Annotated in this window: 12 protein-coding genes; 1 reads left to right on the top strand and 11 read right to left on the bottom strand. The window is 72.8% G+C overall.

The genetic code is table 11. The annotated features are described in order from the left end of the window. Nucleotides 1-70: 70 nt before the first annotated feature. Nucleotides 71-1,948, bottom strand: a complete 1,878-nt coding sequence (locus AC5L38_RS36885; protein WP_495247445.1) for a serine/threonine-protein kinase — start codon at nt 1,946-1,948, stop codon at nt 71-73. A gap of 161 nt (nt 1,949-2,109) precedes the next feature. Beyond that, nucleotides 2,110-3,081: a D-isomer specific 2-hydroxyacid dehydrogenase family protein gene (locus AC5L38_RS36880; protein ID WP_495247444.1), complete on the bottom strand. Its 972-nt coding sequence runs from the start codon at nt 3,079-3,081 to the stop codon at nt 2,110-2,112. A 355-nt stretch (nt 3,082-3,436) separates the two neighbouring features. On the opposite strand from AC5L38_RS36880, the gene AC5L38_RS36875 reads away from it, so the two are divergent. Further along, complete coding sequence (locus tag AC5L38_RS36875) at nt 3,437-4,930, top strand: serine/threonine-protein kinase (RefSeq protein WP_495247443.1); 1,494 nt, start codon at nt 3,437-3,439, stop codon at nt 4,928-4,930. Nucleotides 4,931-4,965: 35 nt separating this feature from the next. On the opposite strand, the gene AC5L38_RS36870 is transcribed toward AC5L38_RS36875, so the two are convergent. The 9 genes from AC5L38_RS36870 to AC5L38_RS36830 form a co-directional block, all read right to left on the bottom strand. Beyond that, nucleotides 4,966-7,203, bottom strand: a complete 2,238-nt coding sequence (locus AC5L38_RS36870; RefSeq protein ID WP_495247442.1) for a hypothetical protein — start codon at nt 7,201-7,203, stop codon at nt 4,966-4,968. 520 nt (nt 7,204-7,723) lie between these two features. Beyond that, nucleotides 7,724-8,779, bottom strand: a complete 1,056-nt coding sequence (locus AC5L38_RS36865; RefSeq protein WP_495247441.1) for a hypothetical protein — start codon at nt 8,777-8,779, stop codon at nt 7,724-7,726. Between the two features lie 469 nt (nt 8,780-9,248). Further along, nucleotides 9,249-10,508 carry an NAD(P)/FAD-dependent oxidoreductase gene (locus AC5L38_RS36860; protein WP_495247440.1) on the bottom strand — a complete coding sequence of 420 codons (1,260 nt, stop codon included), beginning with the start codon at nt 10,506-10,508 and terminating at the stop codon, nt 9,249-9,251. Further along, nucleotides 10,508-11,998, bottom strand: a complete 1,491-nt coding sequence (locus AC5L38_RS36855) for an NAD(P)/FAD-dependent oxidoreductase (protein WP_495247439.1) — start codon at nt 11,996-11,998, stop codon at nt 10,508-10,510. The genes AC5L38_RS36860 and AC5L38_RS36855 overlap by 1 nt, the downstream gene beginning before the upstream one ends. Beyond that, complete coding sequence (locus AC5L38_RS36850) at nt 11,995-13,470, bottom strand: FGGY family carbohydrate kinase (RefSeq protein ID WP_495247438.1); 1,476 nt, start codon at nt 13,468-13,470, stop codon at nt 11,995-11,997. The genes AC5L38_RS36855 and AC5L38_RS36850 overlap by 4 nt, the downstream gene beginning before the upstream one ends. After that, complete coding sequence (locus AC5L38_RS36845) at nt 13,467-14,234, bottom strand: DeoR/GlpR family DNA-binding transcription regulator (RefSeq protein WP_495247437.1); 768 nt, start codon at nt 14,232-14,234, stop codon at nt 13,467-13,469. The genes AC5L38_RS36850 and AC5L38_RS36845 overlap by 4 nt, the downstream gene beginning before the upstream one ends. Nucleotides 14,235-14,480: 246 nt before the next feature. Next, nucleotides 14,481-16,700, bottom strand: a complete 2,220-nt coding sequence (locus tag AC5L38_RS36840) for an N-6 DNA methylase (protein WP_495247436.1) — start codon at nt 16,698-16,700, stop codon at nt 14,481-14,483. 131 nt (nt 16,701-16,831) lie between these two features. Beyond that, nucleotides 16,832-19,897: a HelD family protein gene (locus AC5L38_RS36835; protein WP_495247435.1), complete on the bottom strand. Its 3,066-nt coding sequence runs from the start codon at nt 19,895-19,897 to the stop codon at nt 16,832-16,834. A gap of 372 nt (nt 19,898-20,269) precedes the next feature. Next, the gene (locus tag AC5L38_RS36830) at nt 20,270-20,680 is read right to left on the bottom strand and encodes an ATP-binding protein (protein WP_495247434.1); all 411 of its coding nucleotides are present in this window, start codon (nt 20,678-20,680) and stop codon (nt 20,270-20,272) included. Nucleotides 20,681-20,755: the final 75 nt, after the last annotated feature.

Raw genomic sequence — 20,755 nt, 5'->3', positions numbered from 1 at the left:
CCGCCAAACACGGAGCCCTCCAGACCCTACTCAAACAAGATCAATCGGCGGCAGCTTGACACAGGGCTACTCAGTCGAGCCGGAAGGTGTCCTTGAAGGTCTCGACGTGCCTGCCGGCCTCGGCCCACTGTCCGGCGGGGGTGAAGAACCAGAACATCCCGGCGCCGCCGGAGTCACGGACGACGCATCGGGCGTAGAGGCGGTGGGGCAGGTTCGACGCGCTCCTGTGCGCGAAGCCGAACTCCAGCTCGGCGCCCTCGCCCCCGGCGACGGGGACCGCGCGCCGGACGAGCTCCTGATAGGAGCCGGGCGCGAACATCTCGTCCTGGAGCGCGTCGCGCAACTGGTCGAGGATGTCCTCCGGGCCCCTGGTCTCCTTCCTTTTCGGATCCGCGAAGACACCCAGGTACCAGGAGGAGGGGGAGAGGATGGAGTCTCTGGGACGCTGCCAGTCGACCTGGTCCTCGTCCTTGTCCTCCCCCTGCGTCCAGCCGTCGGGTACGGCGATGGAGAATCCGCGCCGATCCGTGTGAAGGGTGAAGCCCGGCGGCAGCGGGTTCCGGCCGGGTGAGGCCGTCGGGTTCCGCGAGGGTTCGCCGGAGGTCGTCGGGTTTCCGGCCGGGGCCGAAGAGGCCGCAGGGTCGCCGCCCGGGGTCGCGGAGCCTCCACCGGGGCCGGCGGAGGCCGTCGCGCCCGCGCCCGGAGTGGACACCGGGGTGCTCCCCAGCCCGAAGGTGTCCGGCGACCAGATCACCACGGCGGCCACGGCGGCCGCCACCAGCACCCAGCTCGCGGCCACGGCCACGAGCACCCGGGACGACGGTCCCCCTGGGGCGCCGGTCCGGACCTGGTCCATCGGGGTCACCGGATCGCTCACGGCGGAGGAGGCACCTCGGATCCGGCTCATCGGGGGCGCCGGGTCGCTCACGCCGGAGGAGGCATCCCGGGCTCGGCTCGCCGGGGATGCCGGGTCGCTCACGGCGGGGGAGGCATCCCGGGCCCGGTTCACCGGGGGCATCGGGTCGCTCACGCCGGGGGAGGCACCCCGCCCCCGTCCACCGGCGCCCGCCGTGTCCGGGTACCCGGACACGGCGGGACGCGGGTCTCCGGTGGCCACCGGTGTGAGCAGCGCCGCGGCCCGCTCGGCGGTCAGCCGCCCGGCGGGGTCCTTCCCGAGCAGGCCCTCGATCACGGGACGGAGCCGGTTCGCGTACCGGGCGGGGAGGGGAGGCTGGTTGACGATCGCCGCGATCGTGGCCACCGGGCTGTCCCGGTCGAACGGCCTGCGTCCCTCCACCGCCTCGTACAGCGTCACGCCCACCGCCCACAGGTCGGAGGCGGCCGAGGCGCGCGCGCCGTCGAGCCGCTCGGGCGCGAGGTAGGGGATCGTGCCCAGCAGCTGTCCGGTGTCGGTCAGGTCGGTGGTGTCGTGGACGGCCGCCGCGATCCCGAAGTCGGTCAGCATGATCCGGTCGCCCGCGAGCAGGATGTTGGCGGGCTTGACGTCCCTGTGCACGATCCCCGCGGCCTCCGCCGAGACCAGCGCGGAGATCACCCGCAGCCCGATCCACGCCACCCTGGCCTCGGCCAGCCGTCCCTCGTCCCTGATCACCTTCGCCAGGGACGGCCCCTCCACCAGCTCCATGACGATCCACGGGCGGTCGTCCTCCTCGACCACGTCGTAGACGGTGACGATGCCGGGACGGCCTCGCAGCGTGGCCGCCGTACGCGCCTCGCGGAGCGTCCGGCGCAGCCGCCGCTCGCGCTCCTCGGGGGGCAGCCGGACGGGCAGCGTCACCTCCTTGACCGCCACGGTCTGGTGGAGCAGCTCGTCCCGGGCCCGCCAGACGACGCCCATGCCGCCCGCCCCGAGGGGGGTCAGCAACCGGTACCGGCCCGCCAGCACCCGCGACGGGTCTTCCGGAACGTGCGAGGGATCTTCCGGCATGCGAGCGAACCTACCGTTCGGACGGGCGGCGCGGTATCCGGAGGAAGGACGGGGAGACGCAGGCGGACGGTGGACGGGGACGGTGAGACGGGGGGCGGGTGGACGGTGGACGGGGAGACGGGGGCGGGCGGACGGAGACGGGGACGGGGAGACGGGGGCGGTCAGTATCCCGTGGCGGGGTCGATCACTCCCTCCAGCGGGCGGCCCGCGCGCAGGTTGCCCACGTTGCGCTCGACCCGCTCGCAGAACATCCGCGCGACGTACTCGGCGGAGTCGGCGCAGTGCGAGGTGATGAGCACCCGGGGATCGGCCCACAGGGGGTGCCCGTCGGGCAGCGGCTCGGGGTCCGTCACGTCCAGACCGGCGGCGGAGATCGTTCCCGCGTCGAGGGCCTCGACGAGCGCGCCGGTCTCGATGTGCGCGCCGCGCGCGACGTTGACGACGACGGCCTGCGGTGGCAGCAGCGCCAGCTGGGCGGCGCCGATGACGTGCCTCGTCTCCGGCGTCAGGGCGAGGGCCAGGACCAGGACGTCGGTCTCGGGAAGCACGGAGGGCAGAGCCGAAGGCGGCAGCGTCTCGTCGGCGCCCTCGACCTTCTCCGGGCGGCGGCGGATCACCCGGACCCGGCACCCGAACGGCCCCAGGAGGCGGACGAGCTCGGTGGCTATGCCGCCGCCGCCGAGGATCGTGACCCTTCGACCGTGCAGCGACCGGGGGTCCACCGGGCACCAGCCGGGCGTCCGCGCCTGCAGGGAGAGGCTGCGCAGGCAGGCCAGCGTCAGCATCAGCGCGTGCTCGGCGACCTGCCCGGCGAACGATCCCTTGGCGCAGCTGAAGACCACGGGACGGTCGAACACCCCCGAGGCCGTGAACTTCTCCACCCCGGCCCAGGGGAACTGCACCCATTTGATCCGGGGGTGGGCGTCCAGCGTCGCCCCGAGCAGCTCCGGCTCGCCGGGGATCATCCACACCAGGCCGTCGGCGTCGGCGAGCGGGACGTTGGCGCCGCCCCCGCGGGACACGGCCTCCTCGATCCCGGGCCGCCGCCGGTCGAGGTCGATGTCGGAGGAGCCGAGACGGCCGTGGGACGTCCCGACCTCCCCGGAGGGGGCTATCGCGATGCGGGCTTCCATGGACGACATTCTGTCGTAGACCACCTGCCGCGTATCACCGGCCCGAGGGCGATCCCACCTCGTAGATCACTTCCCTGAAGTCCCGGAGTAACCCGGGAATTGACCGATATCACGCGGGCGTGTGAAAAGCCGGGTCACCGGACGCGTGACGCATTCGACGGCCCACTCCGGCGCGAACCGGTCCGATCGCGGGGCGGTGACCTGCGGAGACTTCCGTCCGCGACGACGGGACTCCGGGGGCGCTACATTTTCCTGGGGAAGACGGGGCGTTTCTGGAGGGCGGATCGTTTTGGGCAGAGGAACGATCATCGGTGGCCGTTACGAGTTGGATCCCACGTCACGTCGTTCCGGCGGAATGGGAGAGGTCTGGTTCGGCTACGACAAACGCCTTGATCGGCAGATCGCCATCAAATTCATCAAAGCCGACCGGTTTCCCGATGGTCGCCGGGACGAGGAACTGGCCAGGCGCTTCGTACGCGAGTCGCGGATCACCGCCCGGCTGGAGCACCCCGGGGTGCCGACCATCTACGACTGCGGGCCGCACGGCGACGACCTCTACATGGTCATGCAACTCGTCAGGGGGTGTTCCGTCGCGACGCTGCTCGAGGAGACGGAGGTGCCCGTGGCCTGGGCCGTGGCGATCGCCGCCCAGGTGTGCTCGGTCCTGGCCGTGGCCCACGCCAGCTCGCTGGTCCACCGCGACCTCAAACCGGCCAACCTGATGCTCTGTCCCGACGGCACGGTCAAGGTCCTCGACTTCGGTATCGCCGCCGCGCTCGCCCCCGCCGACACGACGAACCTCACCAGGACGGGCGAGGTACTCGGCACCCCGGCCTACATGGCGCCGGAGCAGGCCATGGCCGGGACCGCGGGGCCGCGGAGCGACCTCTACTCCCTCGGCGTGATCCTGGACGAGATGCTCGCCGGGAACAACCAGTTCGCCGCGCCCACCCCGCTGGCCTCGATGCGCAACCACACCGACGTCGCCCCCCGGCCGCTGCGCGCCAGGAGGCAGGACGTCCCCGAGGGGCTGGAGCGGCTCGTCCTGCGGCTGCTCGCGAAGACGCCCGAGGATCGGCCGGCGAGCGCGGACGCCGTCTACGAGCGGCTGCTCGACTTCTGCCGCGAGCTGCCGCCCTTTCCCGGCTACGTCGACCTGGACGCGTCCCACCCGGTGCGCATGTACGCCACCGTCCTCGGACGGATCTCCTCCCTGCGGGCCGACAACCGGCGGCCCGCCCACCAGGTACGGAGGCCGGCGCGGATCAGGCGTGCCGCGGGGCTGGCGCAGATCGAGCGGGCCGACATCGAGCGCGCCCGCAAGGACGCCGACCTTCTCAAGGCGGAAGCCCGTTTCGGCCAGGCGGCGGACCTCCTCGCCGAGGTGGTCGGGCCCGCCGCGGGCTCCTTCGGCTCGACGAGCTCCGCCGTGGTCGACCTGAGGATCGAGCTCGCCGAGGCCCTCTTCCTCGCCGGTGACTACCGCCGGGCGGCGCCGGAGTTCCAGCGGCTCGCGGCCGACGTCGCCAGGGTGGAGGGGCCGGACAACAACCTCGCCCTGCGGTGCCGGTTGATGGAGGCGGGGTGCCACGCGGCGATCGGGGAGACGAACCTCGCCCTGGCCCAGCTCCGGCGGCTGCTGGCCGACGAGAGGCGGTTCGGAGCGGGAGAGGAGCGGATCCTCGAACTCCGGCGCCAGATCGGGATGGTGGAGCTCGACGCGGGCAACAGGGGGCGGGCCAGACGGCTGCTCGGCGAGCTGCTGCCCGACCTCGAACGCATGTACGGCCCGTACCACCACAACGCGGGAGAGGTCCGCGCGATCCTCCAGGACCTCAGCGATCGCTGACGTGCCAGGGGAGCGCGTGGGGGGCACCGCGCCGGTCAGTTCGTACGGGTGTTGGGGAGGTGCTCGCCCAGATAGCCGATCCAGATCTTGCCGGTGGCGCCGCCGGAGTCGTCGTGGAAGTACATCCGGGGCGCGGGGTAGCCGACGGGCCGGAGCTTGACGTGGGACTCCATCAGGACCCGCCCGCTCGGACTCACCTCGGGCGGTACGGCGAAGGTCCGGCGGTCGCTGAACTTGGAACGGGTGACCACGCTTTTCGACTCGCGCATGGACAGCATCCCGGTGGGGATGGTGAGGCGGCCGGAAGAGCCGTGGGAGCACCACTCGTAGAAGCCGCCGGAGAACTTCCCGGCCGACCGTGCCCTCGCGAAGTCCTCCAGGGCGCGTAGCGAGTCCCACGCCTTCGCCGCCCACGTACGCGACTGGGCGGGGTGGTACAGGTCGAGCCGGGCGGCCGCGGCGTCGGTGTCGCCGACGACGATGTGGCGCAGGCTCTCGCGGGCCTCGATCAGGACCTCGGCCAGGCTGGCGGGCTCGAAGACGGGGGTCTCCTCGGGCACGCCGAACACCGGCCGGCCCGCCTCGGCGAGCCTGCCCTCCAGCCAGCGGACCCGCTCGGTGAGCTTCCTGGCGTTCGTGACGGCCTCGGCGTACTCCTCGGTGAGCAGCCGGTACTCCTCGCGGAGGTTCCCCGTCCCGGCGGCCGGGGGGTCGCCTCCCTCGCCGGTGAGGGAGCCGTTCGTGAGAGGGCCGTTCGGGAGGGGACCGTTCGTGAGAGGGGCGTCCGCGAGGGGGGTGTTCGCGAGGGGTACGGCCCCGAGGTGGGCGTCCGCGGAGGCGCCCGTGAAAGGGCCGCCGCGCTGTTCCGCGACGATGTCGCGCAGGCCGGAAAGGTGCGCGCCGAGCGTGCGGAGCTCGCGGAGGACCCCGGCGAGGTCACCGGCGGAGGTCTGCGACGACGTGGCGAGCCCCAGCGCCGTGTCCAGGTCGCCGCGCAGCTCCTTGACGACCATGTCCGCCACCACCTGGGCGACCTCCTCCACCCCGGAGACGCCCTTCCCGGTCTCCTCGGTGTCCTCGGTGCCCTCGGTGCCCTTGGTGTCCGCAGTGTCCGCAGTGTCCGCAGTGTCCCCGGCCTTCCCGTTCTGCGTGGTGGCGTCGGCCTGCTCCCCGGCGGGGACCTCGACGGGAACCTCGGCGGGGACCTCGGCGGTCCTGCCGGGTGGGGCGGGCACCGGGCGCCGGGTCATGGCCATCATCCGCCGCCGTAGCTCCTCGCGGGCGGAGTCGGTCTTCGCGGGCCGGGCCGCGGCCTCGGCGATCTCGCTCAGGTCGGCACGCCCGGCGAGCACCCGGTAGACGACGTGGAGCGTCCGCTGGACGTCCGCGGGGAGCTCGCGATGGACGGTGTCGCCGACGGCTCCGGTGACGATCAGGTCGAGGGCGGCGTCGCCCTGATCCCGGATCATGGCGGCGCCCATGGGCGGGTGCCTGCGAGGGTGGCGTTCCCCCGCGGGGTCGAAGGGGGCGAGGTAGGTACGGATCCCGCCGCCGAACACGCCCAGTTCCTTGCCCATCGCCTTGTTGAACCGGTTCTGGGCGCGCAGGTCGGCCAGCCGTACCACCAGGCTCGCGCCGGTGACCGCGCCGGCCAGGTAGTCGGCGTGGGAGCGCGCGGCGTCCGGGTTCCGCGGGTCCACGGAGAGGACGAGGATCGGCACCCTCCGGCGGGGTTCGGCCATCACGGGGACGAACCGGTCCATGCCCTCCTCGTCGAGGACCACCGGGCCGTCCTCCACATGGACGCCGCCGTCGCTGATGCGCGCCGTGCGCAGGTACGCCGGGAGGAAGCCGGGCGCGCTCACCACCGCCGCCTCGCGCCGCTCCCGCCGTTCCGGCTCGCCCCTCCCGCGCCGGTACGGCTCGCGCCTCTCGCGCCTCTCGCGGAGCTCCGGCTCGCGCCCCTCGTGCCGGTCCACGGTGACGATGACCCACCCGGTCATGCCCGGCACCGACTCCGCGTAGGTCACCCGGGTCCGCAGCCGCCCCTCCCCGTGCGGCTCGTCCAGCGTGTAGCGACCGCAGTCACCGCGGCGTTCCATCATGAGCCGCGCCCGGCCGGCCTCGGCCTCGACCATCGCCCGCGCCGCGCCCGGGGACGGGAACCCCTTGCGCTCGACCCACTCGGAGAAGGTACGGCGCAGCCGGATCGAGATGGGGGCGGCCGGGTCGCGCAGCACCGCCTGATATAACCGCGTCACGTTCGACGCCATAGTCACGACACCTCATATGTCATCAACCTGGGGGATGTACGGCTCATGTCCGATAAATGGACGCCAGTCGTACGGGGTTGGATGTCAGCCAGGCTCCGCCGGTTCCAGCGGGTGCGCTTTGTGCACCATAAACGGTGTTAAGTGCCGAATTAAGCGTGCATAAGACGTAAATCGGTGCAGCGGGCGGGGGTGTTGCCGCGATCGGCCGACTTTGTCGCCCCCAGTGTGACGACCTGCCGGGCCGGTGTCGCGGTCTTTCCATGAGATCGCCGCCCGGTGGCACCCCGTGTCGCGGGAACCCGTTCGCCCGCTTCCACGGGACCTGTCGATTGGGATGCGCCGACGGACCAGGAGAATTTCATGAATACGGCGTTTTATGGGCTTTTTCATCCTCGGGCGGTTGCCCGATCCGGGACAGCAGGCCCTGCTCGTGCAGGTCCACTCGCGTTTCGGAGTGATGCCGCCGGATGTACGAGGCTTCACCGGCCACATGCGGGGCGCCCTCGCGGAGCTCCGACACTCAGGGGTCGAGGAAGGTGACGACCTCCCCGAGCGCGTAGTGGCGGTCGAGGTCCCCGTTCTTCCCGCTGAGGTAGGTGCCGCCGGAGTAGGTGACGACCTGCCGGGCCCGCCAGGACAGATCCATGTCCGGGTTCACCGCCACTCTCAGCGCCTCGGCGGCGGCTCCCCTCACCGTCCATCGGCCGTAGTCGGTGTCATGGCCCGGCGAGGGGTACCGCTCCCGGGCGCTGTCGGGCGAGGCCAGAAACGCCTCCGACGCCCGTCGCCCGAACTCCCTCCGGAAGTCGCCCAGCCGTCCGGCCAGCTCGGCGGAGCACTCGCCGGTCGCGATCAGGGCCAGCGCCTCCTCGACCAGGGGGCCGTCGATGCCCGCCGTGGTCACGGCCAGATCGGCCGCGATGGTGATGATCTCCGGCAGCCGGTCGGGCGTGGGGTCGGCGATGATGCGGGCGATGCGGGGGTCGGCGGCCGCGATGGCCCGCATGCGCGCGTCGACGCGCAGGGTCCGGCGCGCGACGACGGTCACCGGGCGCAACCAGTGGAGGGCGTGGGACCGGGCCGCCCAGTCGTCGTCGATGGCGACTCCCGACAGGTGCCCGGCCACGGCGAACGCGGTGGCCCTCCAGTCGGCGCGCCAGTCGGCCTCGCTCACCGGCAGGCCGTCGAGCCACTCCCGGCCACGAGCGCCGTCGAGATCCAGGGCGTCGAACGACGCGACGACCTCGCCGTCACGGACGTAGCTGACGAAGGTGGCCATGTTGACGGTCCACGCCACCCGGAACGCCTCCCCCTCGGCCGCGACCTGGCCCAGCAACGTCTCGTTCAGCCCGCGGAACGCGAACGGCTCGACGATCACGGCCCACTCCCCGTGGCGGGCCACCAGGGCCACGCCGGTGGCGTCGTCGGGCAGGTCCTCCGGGGCGATGCCGAGCAGGCCGTCGAGGGTCTCCGGCTCCGACACGAGGGGGTGCCCGCCGAACAGCCGGACCGCCTGGTCGAGACCGCCGCTCCTGACCCAGGTGAAGCAGGCGGTGTCGGCCTCGATCTCGATCATGCGAGCGCTCCGGGAAAAGGCGGGGGTGAGGGCGGCGAACAATCCGCCCTCACCCTAGTCGTCCACCAGGCGGGAGGAATGAGATTGATCAACCGTATGGATATCGTGATCGAGTTCAGGAGGTTTCTCCGGAGGCGAACCGGAAGCGGATCAGGAACGAACCGGAAGCGAACCGGGAGCGGATCGGAAGCGGATCAGGAACGAACCGGAAGCGGATCGGGAGCGGATCGGAAGCGGATCAGGAACGAACCGGAAGCGGATCGGGAGCGAATCGGTGACGACGCCTGGCGCGTTCCCCGTGGGCGCCGTTTCCCCCTTCCGGATGACGCCCGTTCAGAACGACGAATTGTCACGGACACGGTGACGCCGGTGGAACACGCTCGTCCGCGACCCGGAAGAACAGTTTTCCGAGGGCCGCCGTCCGGTTCATGACACGCGCGGGGAATCGCCTTTCGTGAGGGGGCGGGTGTCAGGTCTCCACACCGATGCGTACGGGACCGCCCGCGGGGTCGATCCCGGCCAGCAGGCTCGCCGGGACGCGGAACACCCGCCCGGGGGCCGCGGGCCACCACAGCCGCCTGCGCGCGACGACCTTTCCCGCCTGCCGCAGGACGACGCGGGGGAAGGGGATGTAGAGGTCGCTCCACAGCAGGAGCCGGTGGCGGGCCGGGGCGGGGTCCCCGGGGCGGAAGATCTCCGGCGACACCCAGCGGAAGGGCGTGTCGGCGAGGAGCCGCATCTGCTCGGCCGGTGGAGCCTCGCCGTCCAGCCAGGCGACGACGGAGTCGGCCACGTGGGCGCCGTCGAGCGCCGCGATGTCGGCCGTGTCGACCGGGTGGAGCAGGTTGCCCACGGCGAACACGCCGGGCCGGTCGGTCCGCAGCGCGCCGTCGACCAGGGGGCCGTTCGTGCCGGGGTCGAGGGTGATCCCCGCGGCGCGCGCCAGCTCGTGGTCGGGGATCCAGTCACCGGTCAGGACGAGCGTGTCGCACGGGACGACCCGCCTCTCGCCGGTGTCGATGTGCTCGATCTCGACCGCTTCGAGCTCCGGCCGGCCGATGATCCTCGTCACGCGGGTGCGGGTGGCGACCCGGGTACGGAAGAGGACCCTGCCCGGGACGCTGAAGAGGGCGTAGGAGTCCGCCCGCCCGTACTCGGTGGTCATCAGGACGGTCCGGCAACCGGCCTCGCGCAGGGTCAGCGCGGCCGACCAGCTGACGAGCTCCGCGCCGGAGATGACGGCCCTCCTGCCGATCATGCCGTTCCGCAGATGGACGATGTTCTGCAGGTGGCCGGTGGTGTAGACGCCGTGGGCGCGGTCCCCGGGGATGAGGCGGGCCGGGCGCGGGCGCTCGCGGGCGCCGGTGGCCAGGACGACGGCCCGTGCCTCGACCCGGATGCGGCCCGTCGGGGTGGTGGCCTCGATCGCGTGGTCGCCGGCCCAGTTCGTCACGGTGGCGTCCGTCCGGATCGTCGCCCCGGCGGCCTCGGCCTGCCGCACGAGCCTCCTGGCGTAGGCGGGCCCGCTCAGGAAGCGCCTCATGTCCCTGATCCCGTAGCCGGGATGGTCGCTGTGCCGGGGGATGCCCCCGGCCGTACCCTCCCTGTCCAGGACGAGCACCTCACCGTCGACCCTCGGCGCGAGCTCGCGGGCGGCGCTCAGCCCGGCCGGCCCGCCGCCGACGATGACGACGGCCGGGGTGAGGGTGGTGAGGCCGGTGGTCGTCATCAGCGGGTCTCCAGGGGTGTGTGCGAGTGTCCGCCCTCGTGGCCGCCTGTGCCGTCGCCCCTGCGGGCCAGCAGCTTCCCGACCTCGGCGCCGCAGAAGAACCCCTGGCAGCGCCCGTTCAGCGCCCGGGTGCGGCGGCGGAGCCCCTCCAGGCCGGCCGGTGGGATCGGCGAGTGGAAGGCGTCACGGATCTCGCCGGCGGTCACCCGCTCGCAGAAACAGACCACCTTGCCGTACGCGGGGTCGGCGGCGATCCGGGCGGCGTCCTGGTACGGGCGCGGATACGCCTCACCGAGGTTGGGCATGCGGGGCGGCCCCGGCAGGTCCTCCCGGGGCACGAGCGTCAGGCCCGCGTCGCGGGCCAGCTCGGCGACGTGCCCGGCGATGGCGATACCGGCGGTCAGGCCGGTCGAGCGGATCCCGCCGACCAGGACGTAGCGCCGTTCCGGGTCGGCCTCGATGAGGTAGTCCGGGTGGTCGCTCGCCGCGCGCAGGCCGGCGTAGGTCGCGGTGATCTCCTCGCGCACCAGGCCGGGCATCAGCGTCTCGCCCTTGCCCAGGAGGAATTCCAGCCCCTCCTCCGAGGTCCCGGTGTCGGTACGGTCGGTGAGGTCCTCGGCGGTGGGGCCGAGCAGCACGTTGCCGTAGACGGTCGGACAGATCAGCACGCCCTTGCCCCGGACACCGGGAACCGGCAAGATGATCTTGTTGACCAGTGGGCGGGCGAGCTTGTCGTAGACCAGCAGCTCGCCGCGCCGCGGCATGACGGTGAAACGGTCGTGGCCGAACAGCCGGTCGATGACGTCGGCGCCGAGCCCGGCCGCGTTGACGACCCAGCGGGCTTTCACGTCCCCGCCGGAGGTGCGCAGCACGGTCACGTCGCCGTCGCCGTCGCCGACGTTCTCGACCGCCCGGACCGCCCGGTTCAGCAGCAGCGTCGCCCCGCGGCCGACGGCGTCCGTGGCCAGGGCGAGGTTGGTGGTCCAGGTGCAGACGATGGACTCGTCCGGAACGGTCAGGCCCCCCAGGGCTCCCGCGCCCAGGTAGGGCAGTTGCCGGTACACCTCGCCGGGACCGACGATCTCCGTCTCGCCGTACCCGTTCCGCTCCGCCCTCTCCCGAAGACCCGGCAGCGCGGCGAGCTCCTCGGCGTTCCAGGCCACCAGCAGGGCCCCGGTGCGCTCGACGGGGATCCCGGTCCGCGCCGCGTAGTCGGAGAGCAGGCGGTAACCCTCACGAACCAGCCGGGCTTCGAGCGTGCCGGGCTTCGCGTCGAACCCGGTGTGCAGGATGGCGGTGTTCGCCTTGCTCGTACCGTCACCGACGTCGTCCCGCGCGTCCAGCAACGCGACGCTCAGCTCGTACGCCGCCAGCTCCCTGGCGATGGCGGCCCCGACGATCCCGGCGCCGATCACCGCCACGTCGAACACGGCCGGCGCGTCGGAGGCGGCGGAGGCGGGGGAGGCGGGGGAGGACACCGTGGCGTTCACCGCGCTCCCTCCCGGGGCAGGGCGGCGGCGACGGCGTCTCTCCAGCGGGAGCGGAAGCCGGCCGCCCGATCCGCGGACCATCGTGGCTCGTACGTCGTGCCGGGTTCCCACGCGTGCACCGCGTCCTCCAGGGAGAGCGACGGGTCGAGCGAGGCGCGGGCCAGCGCCACCGCGCCCATCGGGGTGGCGTGCGGGGAGGGGTAGACGTCGATCCGGATCCGCGTCAGGTCGGCGACCGCCTGCATGAGCACCCGGCTGCGGGTGAGCCCGCCGTCCACCCGCAGCCGGGTCAGCGGCCGCCCGAGGTCGGCGGCGACGAGGTCGCACAGCTCGGCGACCTGCGCCGCGATCCCCTGAAGGACGGCGAGCACGAGGTGCCCGGGACCGGTGGAGAGGGTCATCCCGGAGAACGAGGCCCTGGCGTCGGGCCGCCACCAGGGAGCGGCGAGACCCGCCAGCGCCGGGACGCACAGCACCCCCTCGGAGTCGGCCGCCGCGACCGCGTCGAGGTCCGCCGCGGTGTCGACGAACCCGAGGTCCCGCATCCACCGTACGGCGGAGGCGGCCGTGTAGACCTGGCCGTCGAAGCAGTAAGAGGTCTCCCCCCTGACCCGCCAGGCGACCGAGGCGGCCAGCCCGGCGGTGGAGCGGGAGGCGGAGGTGCCGGTGTTGGCGAGCAGGAACGCGCCGGTGCCGAAGGTGCACTTCGCCTCGCCGGCGCGCAGGCAGTTCTCGGCGAGCAGCGCCGCCTGCTGGTCGACCACGAGCCCGGCGACGGGGACCTGCCCGCCGAACGCGGAGGTGTGACCGACCACCTCGTCACAGGAGACGATGCGCGGCAGGCACTCCCCGCCGAGCCCGAACAGCTCCAGCAGTTCCGGGTCCCACTCGGCGTCGTCGAGCCGGGTGACCAGCGACCGGCCGGCCGTGGCGACGTCGGTGACGAACTCCCCGGTCAGGTGGTGGACGATCCAGGAGTCCGAGGTGGTGACCACCCCTTCCCCGGTCACGTTCCGGCGCAGCCACGCCATCTTCGGCGCGGAGAAGTACGGGTCGAGGACCAGCCCGGTGACGTCGGCGATCCGCTCCCCGAGCCCGGCCAGCTCCTTGCAGATGCCCTCCGACCTGCGATCCTGCCAGACGACGGCGGGGGAGAGGGGGGCGCCCGTCACCGGGTTCCAGGCCAGCACCGTCTCGCCCTGGTTCGCCAGCGCGACGGCGTCGATCGGCACCCCGGCCCGCGCGACGGCCCGGCGGCCCGCGTCGAGGACCGATTCGAGGAGCTCCGCGGGGTCCTGCTCGACCCCGCCCCCCGGCAGGTAGGCGGGGCGGACCGGCAGCTCGGCGAGGCCGAGCACCTCGCCGCCCGCGTCGACGACGATCGCCTTGGTGGCGGACGTGCCCTGGTCTATCGCCAGTACGGTGCTCGCCCCGGCCGCGTCCCCTCCGCGTTCGACCTTGGGGACGTTCATGACAGAACGACCGTTCCGCCCTCGCGGGTGACGGCGTCCCGGATGGCGGGCGGCGGCTCCGCCTCGGTGATCAGCCCGGCGAGCTCCCCCAGATCGACGACCCGATGCCGGGCGACCAGCCCGAACTTGCTCGAATCAGCCAGCACGTACGAACACGCCGCGTTCCCGAGGATGATCCTCCGCGTCGCGATCTCGTCCAGGTAGTAGTCGGTCAGCCCGGCCGACGCGTCGACGCCCCCGGAGCCGAGGAAGGCGATGTCGGGGTTCAGGTCCGCGAAGAACGCCTGGGCGACCGAGTTCGAGACCGCGAGATCTCCCGATCTGAGCCTGCCCCCGCAGACGAGGACCTCGACACCGGGCCGCTCGGCCAGCTCCGCCGCGACCAGCAGGGAACACGTGGCGACGATTCCGGAGAAGTCCAGCGGGAGCGCCCGCGCCACCTGCACGGCGGTGGTCCCCACGTCGATCACGACCGTCTGGCCGGGACGTGCCAGCCCCGCGGCGGCACGCCCGATGCGCCGCTTCGCGTCCGTGGCGGTCCCGGCGCGCTCGGCGAACGGGGCCTCCTCGCCGGCGGTCTTCCCGAGTGCGATCGTCGCGCCCCCGTGGACGCGCGCCAGCGTCCCCCGGAGTTCGAGCAGTACGAGGTCACGGCGGATCGTCTCCGCCGACACGCCGAGCTCGCGCGCGAACTGGTCGGTGCTGACGACCCTGCGGGCCCGGAGTGCCTCCCCGATCCGCGAGTGCCGCTCAGCGGGCAGCACTACTTGACCATTTTTGTGGACGTTTGTGGACCCATAAGGGAAAGCATGCGCCGACGGGGGAGGACGGTCAATGCACTCCTGTCACATTCGGATTCTTTACCTTTCCCCGAGTTTGAAGATCGCGATCTTCTCGCCCGAGCCGAGACGTGGAGAGACCACGCTCTTCACCCGGCCCCAGGGCGTTCGCCCAGCCTCAGGACGGTTGGCGATCATGCCTTCTTCGCCCGGCTTCGAGACAGGCGGAGATCACGCCCGGCTTCCCGGGAGCCTTCCGGCGGCGATGCCGTCGGTCAGCCCGCCGACCAGCTCCGCGCCGATCGTCCCCGCCTCGCGCAGCGATCGCTCAAAGGCGGTGAGCCGCCGGAAGGCCTCGCCGTAGCGGCGCTGCTCCTCAAGGGGCAGCCGCGGCACCTGCAGCCTGCGCACATCGATGCGGGAGGACGTCGAGGCGTGGGTCCCGGCCTGCCTCGCGTTGGCCGGGGCCCGCAGGCAACCGGCGAGGAACCACGGGTCGAGCAGCGTCGGATCCACCCGCAGGGCGAACAGCTGCGAGCCCAGCACCGTGGGGGCGCCGGTGTCGACCCAGGCGCCGAACGCCCGGTAGGCCCCGACGACCACCACCTCCTCCGGGACGGTCACGGTGAGGGTGCCCGCCGCCTCTCCCGCCGAGACCTCGTGCGAGGGAAGCCAGCCGGACGGCCTGCCCCCGGCCGACACGTCGGAGACGGTCAGCACGGGCACGGCGTCGTCGGGGGCCTCGCCGGTGCGTACCGCTCCGTCCGCCGGTTGCTGCCCGGCCCGCATCGTCAGGGCGCCCGCCCGGAGCAGGTCGCCCACGGCCACCGTGCCCTGGCCCGTCGGCTCCTCGCCGCTCAGTTCGAGCGCGGACAGGGTCGCGGTCAGGTCCCGCAACTCGTGGAGCAGGGTGCCGAACCGGTTCCACGAGCGCCGCAGGCCCAGGTCAGCCGAGGCCGCCACCTTGGGAACGTGCCGTGCGGGGGTGAGGTCCACCTCGTCGTCAAGCAGGTCGATCACCGGAACCACGGCGTGGTCGGCCGGCCGGTCGCCTTCCCCGCCCTCTCCGCTCTCCCGTTCCCGGTCTTCCGCCCGGACGGCGGGTACCGCGTTTCCCGCCAGGACGGCCGACACCACACGCCGGTGCAGGAGGGGCCAGTCGATCGCCGCCCTGCCCGTCCTCTGCGTTCCGCCCGACGGCTCCGGCTGGACTCCGGCCGCGTCTACCAGGAGTACCCCGGTCTCCGCGCCCGTCCCGCCTTCCGCCGGTGCCCGCAGGACCCACAGGTGCAGCGCGACGCTGTACGGGGGCGCGGATCCCGGCGGGAGGGCGATCACCGCGCGCAACACACCGCTGCGGAGAAGCCCGGCCCGGATGCGGCGGCCCGCCCGGCGGGAGGCGACACCGGGCGGCAGCAGCAACACCGCCGTCCCGCCGGGCGCCAGCCGGCTCAGCGCGTGCTGGGTCCAGGCGAGCTCGGGCTCGGTGCGGGGAGGCAGGCCGTACGCCCAGCGGACGTCGGTGGCGAGTTCCTCGTATCCCCAGTCGCGCTCGTTGAACGGCGGGTTGCACAGCACCACGTCGGCGCGTACGCCGGGGTGGGGATCGGCGCGCAGCGTGTTCCCGGCCCGGACGTCCACCTCCCACCCGTTCTCACCTTCCGGCGAGTGACCGGCGAGCAGGATCCGCACGGCGGCCAGCGCCGCCTGGGTCGGGTCGGCGTCCTGGCCGAGCAGTTCCAGCGGGACGCCCGGCGAGGACGCGTCCGCCGTGCCGGCCCACTGCCGGGCGGCGGCGAGCAGGAGGCCGCCCGTGCCGCACGCGGGGTCGAACACGGTGCCGACGTCACCGGCCTCGCCGTCACGCGACAGCTCGGCGACCTGGGCCATCAGGGCGGCCAGCGGGCGTGGCGTGACACCGATCTGCCGGACGTGCGTGTCGAGCCAGCGGCCGAGCAGGAAGTCGAACGTCTCCCGGGCCCCGTGTTTCCTCGCCAGGCCGACCGCGCGTTCCACCAGGGAACGCTGGGCCTCGGAGAGGCCGGTGTCGTCCGGGAGTGGTCCGGCCGCGCCGGTGTCCGGCGGATCCGCGGCATGCCGCGCGTCCGCCGGTTGTCCGGCCGGTTGTCCCGCCGGGTGTCCCGCCGCCTCCCGGGCGAGCCGGGCACCGGCCGCGGCGATCGCGCTCCCCATCGTGTCGCGGTCCCCGAGCGCCTCGAACTCCGGCCACAGCCGTTCCCTGCTGCCGACCTCGTCGAGTTTCCCCTGCCGTCTCAGCCACTCCTCCACCTGTGACAGCGCGAACTGCGGGCTGGTGTCCGTACCGCCGACCGGCGCGGGGAAGCTGTCGTGACGGCGGCGCCAGTTGCTGACGGCCGCGCGCCCGACACCGGCGATCCTGGCTATCTCCGCCAGGGTGACGGAGACGGACGGGTCGGCAGAAGGAGGCATGCTGTCTCCGGATAGCAGGACAGGACGGTGACGATCCCGCCGCCGGAAGGCACGATGACGGCATGTGCCCAGCCAGGCAGGCACCGCGGCTTCCTGGGGAGATCCCCTGGAAGCCTATCCGTTGACTCAGTTCACTCGGAAGCCGACCCGGCCGAGGAGGCCTGACCGAGCGCGACGCCGAGATTCTCCCCGGCCCACCCGGTGCCGTCTCTCCAGATCGTCGTGACGGCGAAGGCCGTGGCGGGCATCGCCGGAGCCCACGCGGGTTCGGGAGCCTGGGGGAGCACGAGGAAACGATGCTCCGCCCGGACTCCGCCGACGTGCTCGACCTCCATGATCCGGAGTACGGCCTCGCGCATGCGCTCGTAGGTGTGCCCGCCCTCTCCCAGCACCTCGTACAGAACCGTCCCCTCCGGTCCCTCGCAGGTGACGTCGGCGAAGGGGGACGGTGCGGGGGCGAGCCTGGCCCCGTGCAACTCGGCGATGAGCATGTAGCGCAGCTGCTCGTGGACGTGGCACCGCCTGTCGGCGCGGACGCGCTCCTCCAGCGAGGAGACGAAGTCCTGGAAGCCGCCGTCCCTGACCGAAGTGCCGGACTCCATCGTCGTGTTCTCCTCGGCGGGCCGGCTGGGAGCGTCGGTGGTGAGCGAAGTGGCCGGCACGCTTGATACAGCCGGAACAGCCGGAACAGCCTGCGCGGTCGGCGTCGAGGGGACCGGTGCGTCCGACACGGTCGGTGCCGAAGCGGCCGGCTGGTCCGGCACGGTAAGCGTAGGAATGACCGGTTCGTCCACTACGGCGAACGTCGAGGTGACCTGCCCATCCGGTACGGGAGAGGTCGGGTCCTGCCCGAGAAGGGGCGAGGCGCTCCGCTCACCCGCGACGGCGGGCGCCGGGTCGGCGGGCCCGCCCAGCACGGCCGGGAGCGGTGCCGCGTGCAGGACGCTGAGCGACTGGGTGCACCGGGTGATCGCCACGTAGAGCCGGCGCGGTCCGGCGGGCCCCTGGCCGGCGATGGCGGCCGGTTCGACCACCACGACGTGGTCGAACTCCAGGCCCCTGGCCATGGTCGCGGGCAGGACGCTCACCGGCGGAACGCCGTCCACGGGAACGGCCCCCTGGACCTCGGCGACCCTCCGCTCCAGCTCCCCCAGCAGCGCGGAGCCGTCGGGGACGATCAGCGCGACCGACCGCGACCGCTCCAGACCGGCGGTGGCGAGATCCAGCGCCCGCGAGACGGCCTCGTCCGCCAGCCGGTCCGGTTCGGTACGCGTGACCGTCAGCGATGTCTCATCCGTGCCGCGTACCGACACGGGAACCGCGGTGGAGAGGGACACGGCCCTGGCCAGCGGTGCCGCGAACCGCATGACCTCGTCCGGGACCCGGTAGCCCGCGGTGAGCTCGGCCATGTGCCAGCCGTCGCGCCCGCTCAAGGTTCCGGCCAGCCGTTCCCACACGTCGTACTGGCGGGCGCCGGTGGTCTGGGCGAGGTCGCCGAGCACGGTCATGGAGCCGCCGGGGCAGCGGCGGGCGAGGGAGCGCGCCTGCATGGGCGTGAGATCCTGGGCCTCGTCCACGACGATGTGGCGGTAGCGGCGCGGCTCGTCCCCGGACAGCAGGTGGCGCAGCTCCTCAAGGCAGACGAGGTCGTCGAGGGTCCAGGGCTCCTCGGCGGCGCGAGCCGTCCGAGGGCGCGTGACCGCCTCCCGCTCCTCGGCGGTGAGCAGGCCGGAGGCCGCCGCCCGGAGCACCTCCGCGTCGTTCAGCGTCCTGCGCAGGATGGTCTCGGCGTTGAGCGCGGGCCACACGGCGTTGATCACAGAGGCCACCCGGCCGTGCCTCTCGATGCCGGACCGCAGAGCGCCGTCCGGACGCTGGCCCGGCAGTGCCTTGGCGTACCTGGCCAGCAGCCGGTCGACGAACGTGTCGACGAACTTGCGGCGGCGGACCAGGTACGGGCCGCTGGAGTCGCGCGCCTCGACGGCGAGCGCCTCGATTTCCGCCGCCGGAAGCGTCAGGGCAGCGCCCCGGTACGGGGTGCTGAAGACGTCGTCGCTGATGTGGGAGGCCAGTGCCTCGGGGCGGATGCCGCTCTCGACGACGCGGCGCAGCACCTCGGCCATCCGCTCGTCGGACTTGACCAGGTGCGCCTGCGGGGTGTCCTCGGCGCGGACCTCGCCGTCCCAGAGCCGCGACACCTCCACGGTGGCCACTCCCCGGCTGCCGAGCCTCGGCAGGACCTGGCTGACGTAGCGCAGGAACCCCCGGTGCGGTCCCACCACCAGGACGTCGTCCGGCGTGAGCCCCCGGTTCGTCGGGTCCAGCAGCCAGACGACGCGGTGCAGGCCGACCGCCGTCTTACCGGTTCCCGGGCCGCCCTGGACGACCAGTACCCCGGGCCGGCCGTCGGAGACGAGGTCCAGCTGGTCGCGCTGAATCGTCTCCACGATGTCGCGCATCAGCCCGTCGCGACCCCGGTCGAGGTCGGCGAGGAGGAAGGCGTCCGCGTCCTCGCCGGGCGTCTCGACGGCCTGCGGCTCGTCGAGGACTTCCAGGCCGTCCAGTGGTTCCGGGGCCCTGCGGTTCGCGACCCGGGGCCGGATGTCGTCGAGGTAGTCGGTCACCGTACGCCCGTGCAGGCGCAGCTTCCGGCGGAGCCGGATCTCCCCGGGACGGGAGGAACGGGCCTTCATCCACCGTACGGCCTGGTCGGAGGTCCAGCTGATCACCACGAGGTCGCCCTCGGCGTCGCGGACCGGGCGGCGCCCGATGCGCCAGGTCTCCCGGCCGTCGGGGTCGTCGGCGACGTCGACGCGCATGAAGACGAGAGGCTGCCCGCCGAGGTCGTCCTCCACGCCGAACTCGGGGGGAACGTCCGGCACGAAGGGAAGGCCGGTGTCGGGGTGCTCCTGGCCGTGGGTGTTCTTGACCCGGTCGGCGTTCAGCCGCTTCCGCTCGACGCAGTCGTACGCGTGGTCGACTGCCCGCTGTTCCTCGGCGATCGCCTCGGCCCGTTCGCTCGCGACCGCGGCGGCACGCTCACCACCGGCCGCCAGCGCGGCGCGCCCGGCACTGGCCGCGAGGGCCGCGGGGTTGCCTCCCACCGGTACGGCCGGACGGTTGCCTGCGACGGCGACGCGACCGGTGCCGTCGCCGTTCGCCACGGCGGTGAGGTCGGTGAGGTCGGCAGTGCCCATGTTTCCTCCGAGGTCGGTGCCCGTCGACATCACCGGCCGGGGGCTTTCTTCGGTGGGACGCGCGGCTCGCATCGGATCGGAGCGAAAGGACTCCGCTCGGTAACCCGATCGGGTGTGCGCCGCGTCACATCCATGGAACGTAGACCATTTCTAGGGAAATGTGAACTAAGTGCACGATAATTTTTTGCGTGGACATGAGATTGAGATGAAAGTGCGGTCCGGTTCGTGCTACGGCGAAAGGCTCCCTGGGTGATCGACTTCGCGGGCGCCTGAGACCCGCCGGATCGAAGTGGGCGCCGGGATCCAGTCGGCGCACCAGTCCGTGGAGCAGGGCGATCCATGCGGCGTCAGCCTCTCCGGCGGACCAGGGGGTCACCGTCCGTTCAGCTGGAACCAGACGACGCGCCCGGCCAGGATCTCGTACCAGCCCCAGGCCGACGACAGCTCCCTGACCAGCCAGAGCCCGCGCCCTCCGCCGCTGTCGGGGGTCACGTCCGCGCAGACGAGGGGCCGGTGTCCGGCCACCGATCCGGCGTCGATCACGGCGATGTGGAGCGTTCCATCGTGGTGAGCGACGGTGATGGTGATTCGTCCGCTGGGGCAGCGGCCGGAGTCTGAGTGGCGCACGGAGTTGGTGACGAGTTCGGTGAGGAGGAGCAGCGCGTCGTCGGTGTGCGGGTGATCGATCCCTTTCAGCAGGTCGCGGACGTAGCGACGGGCCCGGGGGACGGCGGCGATCTGCGCGGGCAGATCGACCTGGCCCAGCAGTCCCGGCGCCCTCACCCGGCCCCCTCCACCAGCCGTTCGGCCGCCTCTCGCATCCTGCCGCGACCCCGCCGGTCGTGGTCTCGCGGGTCT

It is taken from the genome of Streptosporangium nanhuense, assembly GCF_059358815.1.
This window is presented reverse-complemented; position numbering and strand designations above follow the sequence as displayed.